The following is a 13,909-nucleotide window of genomic DNA, read 5'->3' as shown; positions in this document are numbered from 1 at the left end:
TTTGCTGTCGGAGCCGGGGCGCTTCAGGCTTCGAACAGGTTGAGCAGGCTGTCCAGGCCGCCGTGGCTGATGGCCACCGAGGCCTTGGCCCGGGTTGCCGGCTTGGCGTGGAAGGCCACGGAAAGGCCGGCTTCGGCCATCATCAAGAGGTCGTTGGCGCCGTCGCCGACGGCGATCACCTGCTCCCGTTCCAGGCCCAGTTCGTCCCGCAGCCGGTTGAGGTGGTGGGCCTTGGCCTGGGCGTCCACGATGTCGCCCACCACCTTGCCGGTGAGCTTGCCGCCGGAGATTTCCAGTTCGTTGGAGGTGGCGAAGTCGAAGCCCAGTTCGATGCGCAGACGTTCGGTGAAATAGGTGAAGCCTCCGGAGAGGATGGCGGTGCGCAGGCCGGCCGTCTGGGCCGCTTCCAGCAGTTCCCGGGCGCCCTCCGAGAGCAGCAGGCGTTCGCCATAGACCCGGGCCAGGACCCGGGCGTCCAGCCCGGCCAGCAAGGCCAGGCGGCGGCGCAGGCTTTCCCGGTAGTCGATTTCGCCGCGCATGGCCGATTCGGTGACGGCGGAGACTTCCGCCTTCTTGCCGGCGAAGTCGGCCAGTTCGTCGATGCACTCGATGGTGATGAGGGTCGAGTCCATGTCGAAGCAGATGAGGCCGTAGTCGGCCAGCTTGCGGCCGGCGGGGACGAAGGCCCAGTCCAGCTTTTCGGCTTCGATCAGGGGCAGCAGGGCGTCGAATTCGGCCGTGCGGCTGGCGTTGCGGAAGCACACCACCCGGGGCGGCCGGGGTTCCACGGCAGCGGCCTGGGTGGCGGCGGCAATGCGGTCGAGGAGAAAGGTCGGCAGGGCGCCGTTCTGTATGATGAGGTTCATGGTGGTGAGCGGTGATCGGGGTGGAACTCAGGTCGTCTGGGGCGACGACAGGTAATTGTTTTTCACCCGCACGTAGTGTTCGGCGGAATAGCGCAGGTAGGCGATTTCGTCAGGCGTGAGGGGGCGCACCCGGACGGCGGGGCGGCCCACGTAGAGGTAGCCGCTCTCCAGGGTCTTGCCCGGGGACACCAGGCTGCCGGCGCCGAGCATGACCCGGGGCTGGATCACCGCATCGTCCATGACCATGGAACCCATGCCGATCAGGCATTCGTCGCCGATGCGGCAGCCGTGCAGGATGGCGCCATGGCCCACGGTGACGTAGTCGCCGATCAGCAGGGGCGAGCCCTCCGGCTTGGCGGCATTCTTGTGGGAGACGTGGCCCATGGAAAAATCCTGGATGTTGCTGCAGGCGCCGATCTCGATGCGGTTCACGTCGCCCCGCAGGACGGCGTTGCACCACACCGACGAATCCCGCCCCAGCCGCACGTCGCCGATGAGCTGGGCCGAGGGGTGAAGGTAGCAGGACTCGCCGACGGACGGATAAGTGTCCAGGTAGGGACTGAGGAGCATAGGCAGGGCCGGGAAAGGCTTAACCGGCCTGCCGTTCCGGCAGCACGTCGCGCAGCAGGGTGGCGGCGTCGCGGATCATCTTTTCCGTGGTGGCCCAGTCCACGCAGCCGTCGGTGACGGAGCAGCCGTACTTGAGCTGGGACAGGTCGGCGGGGATGGACTGGTTGCCGGCCTCGATGTTGGATTCGATCATCACCCCCACCATGGACTTGTTGCCCAGACGGATCTGGTTCACCACGTCGGACATCACCAGGGGCTGCAGTTCGGGCTTCTTCAGGCTGTTGGCGTGGGAACAGTCCACCACCACGTTGGGGATCAGCTTGGCCTTGACCATGGCCTGCTCGGCCACGGAGACGGAGACCGTGTCGTAGTTGGGCCGGCCGCCGCCGCCGCGCAGCACGATGTGGCCGTAGGCGTTGCCGGTGGTGCGCACGATGGCCACCTGGCCCTGGTCGTTGAGACCGAGGAAGCTGTGGGGCTTGGAGGCGGAGAGAATGGCGTTGATGGCGATTTCGGTGTTGCCGTCGGTGCCGTTCTTGAAGCCCACCGGGGTGGACAGGCCGGAAGACATTTCCCGGTGGGTCTGGGATTCGGTGGTGCGGGCGCCGATGGCGGTCCAGGAAATGAGGTCGCCGTAGTACTGGGGAGAATTCGGGTCCAGGGCCTCGGTGCCGGCGGGCAGGCCGATTTCATTGATCTGCAGGAGGAACTCCCGGGCCTTGGCCATGCCCACGTCCACGCGGAAGGAGTCGTCCATGAAGGGGTCGTTGATGTAGCCCTTCCAGCCCACGGTGGTGCGGGGCTTCTCGAAGTAGACGCGCATCACCAGCAGCAGGGTGTCGGAGACCTCGTCGGCCAGGGCCTTGAGGCGGCGGGCGTAGTCCAGGCCGGCGACGGGGTCGTGGATGGAGCAGGGGCCCACCACCACGAAGAGGCGGTGGTCCTTGCGGTCCAGGATGTTCTTCAGGTCCTGCCGGCCCTGGCGCACCACGGCGGCGGCCTTCTCGGAGAGGGGCTGGCTGGCCAGCATTGCCGCCGGGGTCGGCATGGGGTCGAAGGCGGCGATATTGATGTTGTCGATGTCGGGGGTGGTCATGGTCGTTATGGGCAGCACTGGTTCCGGTTGCAATCGGGAGGAGCCGGCGCCCACCGGAACGGACGCCGCCAAGCCGAGGATGGGAGTTTAACCCTTCCGCCGTCCCTTGCGCACCCTAATGCCGCGATAGCCGGTACTTATTGCGGAGCCAGCCAGCGGCGCAGCAGGGTGACCAGTTCCTGCTCCGAGAAGGGCTTGGCGAGGAAGTCGTTCATGCCCGCCTCCCGGCACTGGGCCCGGCTCTCGTCCGGGTCGCCGGCGGTGAGGGCGATGATGGCCGTCGGCGTGCCCCGTTCCCGGGCCCGCCAGGCCCGGGTGGTGGCGCAGCCGTCGAGCCCGGGCATGCGGCAGTCCATCAGCACCAGGTCGAAGTCGGCCTCGGGGCCCAGTTGCAGGGCCTCTTCGCCGGAAGACGCGCTCTGTACCTGGCAGCCCAGGGCTTCCAGCAGGCAGGTGCTGGCCTCCCGGATTTCCGGGTTGTCGTCCACCAGCAGGATGCGGCCGCTGAAGCGGGGCGTCCGGGCCGGATTGGTCTCGCGGCCTTCCAGCCATTTGCCGATGGTGGCGATGAGGGTCTGGGCGTCCACCGGCTTGGGCAGGTAGTCGTCCATGCCGGCGGCCAGGCATTTTCCCCGGTCACCGCGCATGACGAAGGCGGTCAGGGCGATGATCGGCGTGCGCCGCCGCTGGCCTTCCTGGATGCGGATCTGGCGGGTGGCCTCGTAGCCGTCCATGCCGGCCATCTGGCAGTCCATGAGGATGGCGTCCGGCTGCCAGCTTTCCGCCAGGGTCACCGCCTCCAGGCCGTTGGCCGCCTGGCGCACCTGGCAGTGGGCCTGGGCCAGGTATTCGGCCAGCACTTCCCGGTTGGCCTCGGTGTCGTCCACCAGCAGGATGCGGGTGTCCCGGGGCAGGGCGGTGATGGGGCTGCCCGCCGGCAGCACGGGCACCGGGCTCACCGTGGGGTCGCTTTCCGGCAGTTCGATGTCGAACCAGAAGCAGCTGCCTTCGCCGCTGTTGCTGCTGACGCCGATGCTGCCGTGCATCAGTTCCACCAGCTGCTTGCAGATGGTCAGGCCCAGGCCGGTGCCGCCGAAGAGGCGGGTGGTGGAGGAATCGGCCTGGGTGAACTTGTCGAAGATGGTTTCCTGCAGTTCCGGCGGCACGCCGATGCCCGAGTCCCGCACCTCGACCCGCAGGTGCTGGCGGCCGGGGGCGATGCGGGTGCATTCGATGTCCAGTTCGACCCAGCCGCTGTTGGTGAACTTGATGGCGTTGTTGAGCAGGTTGGCCATGATCTGGCGCAGGCGCACCGGATCGCCATGGATCTTGGGCGGGATGATGCCCTTGATGTGGTAGCGGAACTCCAGCCCCTTCTGGGCCGCGGCGGCGGCCTGGACCTCGGTCAGTTCGCCCAGCAGCAGCACCAGGTCCACCTCCTCCGGATGGATCACCAGCTTGCCGGCCTCGATCTTGGAAATATCCAGGATGTCGTTGAGGATGGCGAGCAGCTGCTTGGTGCTGCCGTAGGCCAGGCGGATGTAGCGCTCCTGCTTTTCATTGAGGGGCGTGTGCAGGAGCAGGTCCAGCACCCCCAGGATGCCGGTGAAGGGGGTGCGGATTTCGTGGCTCATGTTGGCCAGGAATTCGCTCTTGGCCCGGTTCGCCGCCTCCGCCTTTTCCCGGGCGTGGCGCAGTTCGCTTTCCGCCGCCTTGCGTTCGGTGACGTCCTCGAAGGTCCATACCACGCCGCGGCTGAGGTCGTCCGGATTGATGGCCTTGCCCGACACGGCGCACCAGAAGCACTCGCCGTTGCGCCGCCGCATGATCAGCTCCTGGCGCATCACCTGGCCCTGTTCCAGTATGGGCATGATGTCCTGGGTGGCGCTGACGAAGCTTTCCCGGCTCGGGTACAGCTCCTCGGCCCGCAGGCCGATCACCTCCTGGGAGCCGTAGCCGAACATGGCAGCCATCTGCCGGTTGGCCAGGACCACGTGCCGGTCTTCGTGGTTGCTGGTGTCCAGGTAGGCGATGCCGATGGCCGAGGCGTCCAGGGTGGTCTGCTGGATCGCCTCCACTTCCTCCTTGGCCCGCAACAGGGCGCTCTCGGCCCGGCTGGCCCGGGTCAGGGCCCAGCCCAGCATGGACATGAGGGCGATGAAACCGACCACGATGGCGGCGATGAACAGGCGCATCTGCTCCATGCGCTCGGCCAGGGCCGCGTTCATGGAAGAGAGCATGCCCCAGCGGTCCAGTTCCGCCGCTTCCAGGTCGTCGGCCAGGAGGCGGGACTCCTGCACCAGATGGGGCAGGTCGGCGGCGGGCGTGCCGCTGCCTTCCAGGTACTGGTTGGTCTTCAGCTTCAGGTTGCGGATGCGCTCGGAGAGCCGGGCGCGCATTTCCGGATTGCTGTCCCGGCCTTCGGCGCTGTAGTTCTCGGCCAGGGCCAGGGCTTCCCAGGCGGCGGCCACGTGCTTGCGCCGCGCGTCGGGGGAATCGGCGGCCCGCTCCAGCAACTCCTGGCTCTGGCCGATGAAGTAGCGTGCCTTGAGCAGGGTGCGGGCGCCGTGGACGCTGTCGAAATTGGCGTCGAGGAAGACTTCGTGCAGGGTGTTGAAACGGGCGAAGCCGAGCACCAGGATGAGTCCCGCCAGGATGGCAAAGCCGTAGATGACGAAGGGGAGTCGCTGGGAGGCTCTGGGTCGTGGCGGCACGGATTGGGTCCCCGAATGGAAATCAGCGGTTGTGACCGCCGCTTGTCGCTTTTATGATGTTTGGCATTTTCCACTGAGAAGCCGCCAATGGACAAGCTGTTCCCCGCTCCCCGGTCTTTGCAGATTGCCGCCGACCGCTCCGCCGGTCTCCGGTCGTGGGCCGGAAAGTCAATGCTGGCCTTGTCTCTGGCGATTTTCAGCCTGGCCGCCCGGGCCGATTTTTCCGACGGGGAAATCCGCGTCGGCCTGCTCGTGGATATGCAATCGACCTATGCCCACATCACCGGCAGCGGTTCCGTGGCGGCGGCGCGCATGGCCATCGAGGACGTGGGCGGCAAGATCAACGGCAAACCCATCCGCCTCTTCTTCGCCGACCACGGCAACAGCGTCGCCCAGGGCTCGGCAGTGGCCAAGCGCTGGCTGTTCGAGGAGGGGGTGGACGTCATCGCCGACGTGGCCAGTTCCCCCATCGCCCTGGCGGTGCAGGAAATCAACCGGCCAAAGGGGGCTGTGGTCTTCTACAACGGCGTCATGAGCACGGAAATCACCGGCAGCCGCTGTGCCGCCACCGGGGTGCACTGGATGTACGACAGCCAGGCCTACACCACCGCCCTGGGCCGGGAACTGACCCGGAGTGGCGCCAGGACCTGGTATTTCATCACCCTGGACAATGCCTTCGGCCGCAATACGGAAAAGGAGCTGGCGGCGGTGATCGAGGCCAACGGCGGCCAGGTGCTGGGGCGCACCTACCATGGCCTGGGGGAGCGGCAGCTGTTCGTCAAGCTGCGCCAGGCGGCCGAGTCCGGCGCCCAGGTGATCGCCCTAGTGGATGCGGGCCAGGACATGATCCGGGCGGTGCGGCAGAGTTTCGACCTGCTGCGGGTGAGCAAGGGCAAGACGGTGCTGGCGGCGGTGGCCACCGCCCTCAACGACGTCCATGTGATGAAGCCCCAGCTGGCCCAGGGCCTCAAGCTTTCCCATTCCTTCTACTGGAACCAGGACCCGGAGGCCCGGGCCTGGTCCCAGCGCTTCTTCGAGCGCACCGGCGCCATGCCCAGCGACCTGCAGGCCGGCGTCTATTCCTCCCTCATCCACTACTTCAAGGCGGTGGCCGCCAGCGACAGCGACAAGGGCACTACCGTGGTGGCCAGGATGCGGGAAATCCCCATCCGCGACCCCATCGTGCGCAACGCCCGCCTGCGGGAAGACGGGCGCATGGTGCACGACATCTACCTGCTGGAAGTGAAGAAGCCCGGGGATATCCGGGAACCCTGGGACTACCTGCGGGTGTTGCGCACCATCCCCGGGGAGCAGGCCTTCAGCCCCCTTTCGGCGAGCGCTTGCCCTTTGCTGGCGCGCTAGGCTTGGCGGCCTGGCCGCGGCGGGGCAGGTGGCTGCCGGCCCCGGCGAGGAACTGGCGACCGGAGTCGTAGCCCACCTGGAACAGGGTCTCCAGGTTGGAACGGGACCAGTCCAGGGAGGTTTCCCATTTGTCCGCCGGGATGTCGAAGGGCACCTTGAGCAGGTTCCACTTGCCGTCCCGGTTGTACTTGGCTTCGAAGATCTTGGTGTCGTCCCGGGCGATTTCCACCAGGGGCACGATGATGGAGAGCAGCCAGGCGTCGTAGAGGTCCCGCGGCGTGCGCATCAGCTTCTCGGCACCCAGCACGTCGAAGACCACGATGTCCTTCACCTCCGGTTCGTGGCTGACCAGGGCCTCGTAGTTGAGGCAGTCGTGGGCGGCGCCTTCGTAGTAGTACTTGGGCTGGCCGTCCTCCGGATCCACCATCTGGTGCGGTGGGTAGAGGAAGGGGAAGGCCAGGGCGGCGCGCAGGGCATCGCCGCTGATCTGGCCCTTGGCGCTGCTGAAATTCTGCATGCGCCGGTCGTTGATGTTGTAGGCGTTCACGTAGAAACGCTCGTGGCGCTGCTGCAGGGCGGAAAAATCCACCACCTGCTCGAGGAAGGGCACCGGCGCGCAGAGACCCAGGCTGTCGGCATTGAGGTCGGTGGGGCAGGCCACGGCGAACATCAGCTTGATCAGGTCGGCCTGCAGCCGCGTCGCCTCATGGCCGCCCAGCTGCTGCTCCATGGCCTGGACCAGGGGATTGGCCTGCAGCAGGGCCCGGTAGGCCTCGGCGATGGAGCCGGATTTCTGGAATACCTTGAAATTGACCGGATAGCGCTGGTAGAGGGCGTCGGCGATGCCCATGTCCACGGTGCTGCGCAGGGCCTTCAGGGAATCGCCGCCCTGGGGCGCCAGGTAGAGCAGGCCGATGAGGGCGCCGGCCCCGGCGGTGGAAACCACGTCGAATTCGACGCCGGCCTCCTCGAAGGCCACCAGGGCCCCGGCCATGAGGGTGGCGTTGGGGGCGCCGCCCCCGATGATCAGTGCAGTCTTTGCCATTGCGTTGTCCTCCGGAATTGGGTTTTCCGGCAACGCAGGCCCGGGGTGGTCAGGCGCCCAGTTGCCGGAACAGATCCTTCACTGCATCGACCCGTTCCTTGAGGGTCGGCATATGACGAACGACTGCCAGTTTATCCTGCCCGGCCAGCTTGAAGTGACGGTTTTTCTGAATCAGTTCGATGATGCGGATGGGCTCGATGGGCGGATTGGGGCAGAACTGCACGGTCAGCTGGCTGGCAGTGGCGTCCAGCTTGACGATGCCCAGAGGCCTGGCCAGCAGGCGCAGGCGGTGGGTGGCCAGCAGGCACTGGCCCTGGGGCGGCAGTTCGCCGAAGCGGTCGATCAGCTCTTCCTGCAGGGCGTTGATGTCCTCCTCCGTTTCGCAGTTGGAGAGGCGCTTGTAGAGGGTCAGGCGCTCGTGCACGTCGGGGGCGTAGGCGTCGGGCAACAGGGCCGGGGCGTGCAGATTGATTTCCGTGGTGACGCCCAGGGGCTGGGTCAGGTCCGGCTCCCGGCCCTGCTTGAGGGCGGCCACCGCCCGGTTGAGCATCTCGGTGTACAGATTGAAGCCCACCTCCTGCATTTCGCCGGACTGGTTTTCCCCCAGTACCTCGCCGGCGCCGCGGATTTCCAGGTCGTGCATGGCCAGGTAGAAGCCGGCCCCTAGCTCTTCCATGTGCTGGATGGCCTCCAGGCGCTGCTTGGCCTGCTTGGTCAGGGCCTTTTCATCCTGCACCAGGAGGTAGGAGTAGGCCTGGTGGTGGGAGCGGCCGACCCGTCCCCGCAGCTGGTGCAGCTGGGCCAGGCCGAATTTTTCGGCCCGGTTGATGAGGATGGTGTTGGCGTGGGGATTGTCGATGCCGGTCTCGATGATGGTGGTGCATAGCAGCAGGTTGGCCCGCTGCTGGGTGAAGTCCCGCATCACCCGTTCCAGCTCCCGCTCGTTCATCTGGCCGTGGCCGACCACGATGCGGGCCTCGGGTACCAGGGACTGGAGCTTCTCCCGCATGTTGTCGATGGTGTCCACCTCGTTGTGCAGGAAGTACACCTGGCCGCCACGCTTCAGTTCCCGCAGCACCGCCTCGCGAATGATGCCGTCGGAGAACTTGGCGACGAAGGTCTTGATGGCCAGCCGCTTCTGGGGCGCCGTGGCGATCACCGAGAAGTCCCGCAGGCCTTCCAGGCTCATGGCCAGGGTGCGGGGGATGGGGGTGGCGGTCAGGGTCAGCACGTCCACCTCGGCCCGCAGGGCCTTCAGGGCCTCCTTCTGGCGCACGCCGAAGCGGTGTTCCTCGTCGATCATGACCAGGCCCAGGCGGTCGAACTTCATCTCCTTGGAGAGCAGCTTGTGGGTGCCGATGACGATGTCGATCTTGCCCGCCTCCAGGTCCTTCATGGCCTGGGCGGTTTCCTTGGCGGTCTTGAAGCGGGACAGTTCGGCGATCTGCACCGGCCAGTCGGCGAAGCGGTCCTTGAAGGTCTGGTAGTGCTGTTCGCAGAGCAGGGTGGTGGGGCACAGCACCGCCACCTGCTTGCCGCCGGCTACGGCGACGAAGGCGGCGCGCAGGGCCACCTCGGTCTTGCCGAAGCCCACGTCGCCGCACACCAGGCGGTCCATGGGCTTGCCCGACTTCATGTCCTCGATCACCGCGGCGATGGCGGTGGCCTGGTCATCCGTCTCCTCGAAGCCGAAGCCGTCGGCGAAGGCCTCGTAGTCGTTTTCGGTGAAGGCGAAGGCATGGCCCTGGCGCGCCGCCCGGGCCGCGTAGAGGGCCAGCAGTTCGGCGGCGGTGTCCCGGGCCTGTTCGGCGGCCTTCTTCTTGGCCTTTTCCCACTGGCCCGAGCCCAGGCTGTGCAGGGGCGCCGCATCGGGCTCGTTGCCGGAGTAGCGGGAGATGACGTGGAGCTGGGAGACGGGCACGTACAGCTTGGCCTCGTTGGCGTAGTGCAGCTCCAGGAATTCGGTGTCGCCTTCGCCCAGGTCCAGGTGCAGCAGGCCCATGTAGCGGCCGATGCCGTGGGATTCGTGCACCACCGGGTCGCCCACCTTGAGCTCGGTCAGGTCCCGCAGCCAGTTGTCCATGGAGGCCCGGCGCTGGGCGTTCTGGCGGCTGCGGCGGTTGGGGCTGCCGGCGTACAGCTCGGTCTCGGTGATGATGGCCAGGCCGTCGAGGCAGAAGCCGCTTTGCAGGGGGGCCACGCCCAGGGCCAGGGGCGCGTCGCCGCCGAGGAAGGCGGCAAAGTCGGCGCTGGCGGCGGGCTTGAGGCCGTGTTCCAGCAGCAGTTGCTGCAGGGTTTCGCGGCGGCCGGCGGATTCGGCCAGGAGCAGGGTGCGGCGGCCCTGGCGGCCGGCGATGAACTGCTTGAGGGCGGTCAGCGGGTCCTCGGCCCGCCGTTCCACCGCCACGGCGGGGACGGCGGTGGCCAGGGGCGGCGTGCCTTCCGCCGGGGTGCCCAGGATCAGCTTGGCGTAGTCCTTGGCGGCAACGAAGAACTGCTCCTCGGAGAGGAACAGCTCGGCCGGGGGCAGCAGGGGCCGGGCCTTGTCGCCGGCCAGCATGTTGTAGCGGGACTGGGTGTCGCGCCAGAAGTCCTGCAGGGCAAGCGCCACGTCCCGGTGCTGGCAGAGCACGGCGTCCTTGGGCAGGTAGTCGAAGAGGGTGGCGGTTTCCTCGAAGAAGAGGGGCAGCCAGTATTCGATGCCGGCGGAAGGGACGCCGTTGGAGATGTCCTTGTAGATGCCGGACTTGGCCGGATCGCCTTCGAAGACTTCGCGGAAGCGCTGGCGGAAGCGGGTGCGGCCGCCGTCGTCCAGGGGGAATTCCCGGGCCGGCAGCAGGCGGATTTCCGGTACCGGGTAGAGGCTGCGCTGGGTGTCGGCGTCGAAGGTGCGCAGGGTCTCGATCTCTTCGTCGAAGAGGTCAATGCGGTAGGGCAGGGCCGAGCCCATGGGGAACAGGTCCACCAGGCCGCCGCGGATGGAGTATTCCCCCGGCGACACCACCTGGGTGACGTGGGTGTAGCCGGCCAGGGTGAGCTGGCTGCGGAACTGCTCGGCGTCCAGCTTCTCGCCCTTTTTCAGGAAGAAGGTGTAGGCCGCCAGGTAGCTGGGCGGGGTCAGGCGGTAGACGGCGGTGGTGGCCGGCACCAGCAGCACTTCGCACTCGCCCCGGCTGACGGCGTAGAGGGTGGCCAGGCGTTCGGAGACCAGGTCGTGGTGGGGCGAGAAATTGTCGTAGGGCAGGGTTTCCCAGTCCGGCAGCAGGCGCACCTTCAGGTCCGGCGCGAACCAGGGGATTTCCTCCAGCAGGCGCTGGGCGTCCGCCGGGCTGGCGGTGAGCACGGCCAGCAGGCGCTTCTGGCTGCGGGCCTGGCTGCCCAGCCGGGCCAGGGCCAGGGCGTCGGCGGAACCGGCCAGGGGCGGCAGGTGCAGGCGTTCGCCGCTGCGCGGCAGCTGGGCCAGGGCGCGGGAAATTTCGGGAGGCAGTTCGGGCAGGGCGGGCGAGGTGGAGGTGGACACGAGGAGGTAAATCAGGCAGGCGGGGGAGGCAGGATTATAGCCCAGGGGCGATGGCCCGGCCGGGGCGCTGCCGTTTGCCGACGCCGGGGCCGGGCTGGCGCCGCAGCGCCGCCGGGGAGGATTGCCTCAGGTGCATGGCCGCAGCGCCTTGCGGGGTGCGGCTTGTGGCCGGGCCATGCCGAAGATGCCCGTCCCTCCTGGCCTGCAGGCCATGCCGCTTTTCGATGTTCCCGCTCGTCAGCTGCCGAGCCGCACCGGCTGGCGGCGGGCGCCGAAGTCGCCGGGCCCCGGGCCGAAGCGGCCGGCCAGCTGGTGGCCGCAGTCGGGGCAGGCGCCGCTGGCGGTGAGGCGATATTGCTTGAGGGTGTACCAGTCGCGCACGATCAGGGGCGCGTGGCAGCGGGGGCAGTCGGTGGTGCCGCCCTCGGTGTCGTGCACGTTGCCGGTGTAGACGAAGTGCAGGCCGGCGTCCCGGGCGATGCGGCGGGCCCGGCTGAGGATGGCCGGCGGCGTCTCCGGCGCCTCGAGGAATTTCCAGTCCGGGTGGTAGGCGCTGAAGTGAAGGGGCACTTCGGGCCCCAGTTCCCGTTCGATCCAGCCGGCCAGCTGGGCGATTTCCCGGTCGCTGTCGTTGTGGCCGGGAATGAGCAGGGTGGTGATTTCCAGCCAGCAGTCGGTGAGGTGGTGGATGTGGGCCAGGGTGTCGAGCACCGGCTGTAGGTGGCCGCCGCACAGCTTGACGTAGAAGTCCTCGGTGAAGGCCTTGAGGTCCACGTTGGCGGCGTCCATCAGGGCGAAGAACTCCTTCCGCGGTTCGGCGTGGATGTAGCCGGCGGTGACGGCGACGCTGCGGATGCCGGCCTCGCGGCAGGCCAGGGCCGTGTCCATGGCGTACTCGGCGAAGATCACCGGGTCGTTGTAGGTAAAGGCCACGGCCGGGGCCTCCAGGCGGCGGGCAGCGGCGGCGATGGTGGCCGGGCTGGCGGCGTCCATCAGCCGGTCCATGTCCCGGGACTTGGAGATGTCCCAGTTCTGGCAGAACTTGCAGGCCAGATTGCAGCCGGCGGTGCCGAAGGAAAGGATGGGGGTGCCCGGGTGGAAGTGGTTGAGGGGCTTCTTTTCCACCGGGTCCAGGCAGAAGCCGGAGGAGCGGCCGTAGGTGGTGAGGATCATGGCCCCGTCCCGGGCCTGGCGCACGAAGCAGGCGCCGCGCTGGCCTTCGTGCAGGCGACAGTCCCGGGGACAGAGGTCGCACTGCAGGCGGCCGTCTTCCAGGGCATGCCACCAGCGGCCCGGGTGGGCGCTCTCGGCCACGGCGGGGGTGTGGTCGGGATTCATGGCCGTTCTCCTCTGTTCTGGTGCCACTTGTGCACCCGGTAGGTGGCCAGTTCCACCTGGGGCGACCAGAAATCCCGGGGCAGGCCGGCCTTGGCCTTGAGCTCGGCGAGAAAGCGTGACGGCTCGGGCAGGGCTTCCCAGACCTGGGGCAGGAAGGTGGCGCAGTGGGCGCCGTGGCGCAGGATCAGGCCGTCCTTGCCGGGCACCAGGGCCGCCAGGGCGTCCGCCTCGCTGGCGGCGGCCAGGGGCCGGGGCGTCTGCAGCAGGGACACTTCCAGGTCCAGCAGGGGCCATTCCTCGACGCTCACCGGGGCGAAGCGGGGATCGCGGAAGGCGGCGGCCCGGGCATTGGCGGCCACGTCCTCACCCAGGGGGCGGCGGGCTTCCAGGGTGCCGATGCAGCCCCGCAGGCGGCCGTCCCGGGTCAGGGTGACGAAGGTGGCGGCGGGCTTTTCCAGGGCTCGGGGCGGCGGCGTCCCCAGATTGGGCGGGGGGTCGGCCAGGCCCAGTTCCCGGGCGATGGCGTGGCGGGCCAGGGCCAGCAGCAGGCGGCCCAGGGCGGCGTCGGGCGGCGCGCTGGCGATGGGCTCAGTGGGGACCATGGTCCGGCTCCAGGGCGAAGGCGGCGTAGCCCACCACCCGCTCCCGGTCGCCGGCGGTATCGCCGGAATTGCGCCGGTCCAGGAGGCGGGGCCGCAGGCCGTGGCGGGCTGCCGCCAGCAGCAGGCCGTTGATGGGAATGGCGCCGCAGGCTTCCCGGGGCGCCAGGTCGGCCCGGGCGGCGGCGATGCGGGCGCAGGTGGCCTGGTCCAGGCGTTCGGCCTCGGCGTAGGGCTGGTAGTGGGAAAGGTCGGAACTGACCAGGATCAGGGTTTCCTCGCCGCCCCACAGGCGCTCCAGCACCTGGGCCACGGCCTCGCCGGAGGCGGCGCCCACGGCCAGGGGCAGCAGGGTGAAGGGCCCCAGCAGGCGTTGCAGGAAAGGCAGTTGCACTTCCAGGGAATGCTCCAGGGCGTGGGCCCCGTCGTCGGCCTCCACCTGGGGCAGGTCGGCGATGCGCTGCCGGGCCTCGGCGTCGATGGGCAGCGGGCCCAGGGGCGTGGCGAAACTGTCCACGGTGGGCACGGCCAGTCCCCGGACCGCCACCCGGTGGGTGGGACCGAGCAGGATGACGCGGCGGATGCGCCCGGCCTGGGGCGCCAGGGCGGCATAGGCGGTCGCCGCGATGGGGGCGGAATAGACGTAGCCGGCGTGGGGCACGATGAGGGCCTTGATCGGCCCTGCGGCAGCGGGCGGCCGGGCCTGGGCCAGGTAGGCGTCGATGTCGGCGCCCAACTGGGCGGGATCGGCCGGGTAGAAGAGGCCGGCGACGGCGGCGGGACGAAGGCTGGGCATGGC

At 68.3% G+C, this 13,909-nt stretch carries 10 protein-coding genes; 1 reads left to right on the top strand and 9 read right to left on the bottom strand.

Annotation, left to right across the window (positions count from 1 at the left end; genetic code table 11):
* Positions 1-23: 23 nt before the first annotated feature.
* The 4 genes from serB to AZSP09_RS04095 form a co-directional block, all read right to left on the bottom strand.
* A complete protein-coding gene (gene serB, locus AZSP09_RS04110; protein WP_152089258.1) occupies positions 24-866 on the bottom strand; it encodes a phosphoserine phosphatase SerB in 843 nt (280 codons plus the stop codon).
* Positions 867-893: 27 nt separating this feature from the next.
* On the bottom strand, positions 894-1,436 hold the full coding sequence (locus AZSP09_RS04105; protein WP_014237434.1) for a gamma carbonic anhydrase family protein: 543 nt from the start codon (positions 1,434-1,436) through the stop codon (positions 894-896).
* Between the two features lie 19 nt (positions 1,437-1,455).
* On the bottom strand, positions 1,456-2,532 hold the full coding sequence (locus tag AZSP09_RS04100; protein ID WP_152089257.1) for a 3-deoxy-7-phosphoheptulonate synthase: 1,077 nt from the start codon (positions 2,530-2,532) through the stop codon (positions 1,456-1,458).
* Positions 2,533-2,669: 137 nt separating this feature from the next.
* Positions 2,670-5,246, bottom strand: a complete 2,577-nt coding sequence (locus AZSP09_RS04095) for a PAS domain-containing hybrid sensor histidine kinase/response regulator (RefSeq protein ID WP_152089256.1) — start codon at positions 5,244-5,246, stop codon at positions 2,670-2,672.
* 171 nt (positions 5,247-5,417) lie between these two features.
* Here AZSP09_RS04095 and AZSP09_RS04090 point away from each other — a divergent pair, with 171 nt between their 5' ends.
* Positions 5,418-6,608 (top strand): ABC transporter substrate-binding protein, encoded by a 1,191-nt coding sequence (locus AZSP09_RS04090; protein WP_043798137.1) that lies wholly within the window; start codon positions 5,418-5,420, stop codon positions 6,606-6,608.
* Here AZSP09_RS04090 and AZSP09_RS04085 read toward each other — a convergent pair.
* The 5 genes from AZSP09_RS04085 to amrB all read right to left on the bottom strand — a co-directional run bounded on the left by AZSP09_RS04085 (position 6,565) and on the right by amrB (position 13,906).
* On the bottom strand, positions 6,565-7,653 hold the full coding sequence (locus tag AZSP09_RS04085) for a patatin-like phospholipase family protein (protein WP_014237438.1): 1,089 nt from the start codon (positions 7,651-7,653) through the stop codon (positions 6,565-6,567). The genes AZSP09_RS04090 and AZSP09_RS04085 overlap by 44 nt on opposite strands.
* A gap of 49 nt (positions 7,654-7,702) precedes the next feature.
* The gene (gene mfd / locus AZSP09_RS04080) at positions 7,703-11,173 is read right to left on the bottom strand and encodes a transcription-repair coupling factor (protein ID WP_442858681.1); all 3,471 of its coding nucleotides are present in this window, start codon (positions 11,171-11,173) and stop codon (positions 7,703-7,705) included.
* A 237-nt stretch (positions 11,174-11,410) separates the two neighbouring features.
* A complete protein-coding gene (gene amrS / locus AZSP09_RS04075; RefSeq protein WP_152089254.1) occupies positions 11,411-12,511 on the bottom strand; it encodes an AmmeMemoRadiSam system radical SAM enzyme in 1,101 nt (366 codons plus the stop codon).
* Complete coding sequence (gene amrA / locus AZSP09_RS04070; RefSeq protein ID WP_152089253.1) at positions 12,508-13,113, bottom strand: AmmeMemoRadiSam system protein A; 606 nt, start codon at positions 13,111-13,113, stop codon at positions 12,508-12,510. Before amrA ends, amrS begins: the two co-directional genes overlap by 4 nt.
* Positions 13,100-13,906 carry an AmmeMemoRadiSam system protein B gene (gene amrB, locus AZSP09_RS04065; protein WP_152089252.1) on the bottom strand — a complete coding sequence of 269 codons (807 nt, stop codon included), beginning with the start codon at positions 13,904-13,906 and terminating at the stop codon, positions 13,100-13,102. The genes amrA and amrB overlap by 14 nt, the downstream gene beginning before the upstream one ends.
* Positions 13,907-13,909 lie beyond the last annotated feature (3 nt).

Source organism: Azospira sp. I09 (genome assembly GCF_009177135.1).
GTDB classification, from domain to species: domain Bacteria; phylum Pseudomonadota; class Gammaproteobacteria; order Burkholderiales; family Rhodocyclaceae; genus Azospira; species Azospira oryzae.
Note: the sequence above shows the minus strand (reverse complement) of the source record. Positions and strands in the feature narration are given on the sequence as shown.

What these genes read in the sequence shown, in the direction of transcription:
- AZSP09_RS04105 (WP_014237434.1), bottom strand. Translation starts at nt 1,436, where the DNA reads ATGCTCCTCAGTCCCTACCTGGACACTTATCCGTCCGTCGGCGAGTCC.
- AZSP09_RS04090 (WP_043798137.1), top strand. Translation starts at nt 5,418, where the DNA reads ATGCTGGCCTTGTCTCTGGCGATTTTCAGCCTGGCCGCCCGGGCCGAT.
- AZSP09_RS04100 (WP_152089257.1), bottom strand. Translation starts at nt 2,532, where the DNA reads ATGACCACCCCCGACATCGACAACATCAATATCGCCGCCTTCGACCCC.
- amrB (WP_152089252.1), bottom strand. Translation starts at nt 13,906, where the DNA reads ATGCCCAGCCTTCGTCCCGCCGCCGTCGCCGGCCTCTTCTACCCGGCC.
- amrA (WP_152089253.1), bottom strand. Translation starts at nt 13,113, where the DNA reads ATGGTCCCCACTGAGCCCATCGCCAGCGCGCCGCCCGACGCCGCCCTG.
- AZSP09_RS04085 (WP_014237438.1), bottom strand. Translation starts at nt 7,653, where the DNA reads ATGGCAAAGACTGCACTGATCATCGGGGGCGGCGCCCCCAACGCCACC.
- amrS (WP_152089254.1), bottom strand. Translation starts at nt 12,511, where the DNA reads ATGAATCCCGACCACACCCCCGCCGTGGCCGAGAGCGCCCACCCGGGC.
- serB (WP_152089258.1), bottom strand. Translation starts at nt 866, where the DNA reads ATGAACCTCATCATACAGAACGGCGCCCTGCCGACCTTTCTCCTCGAC.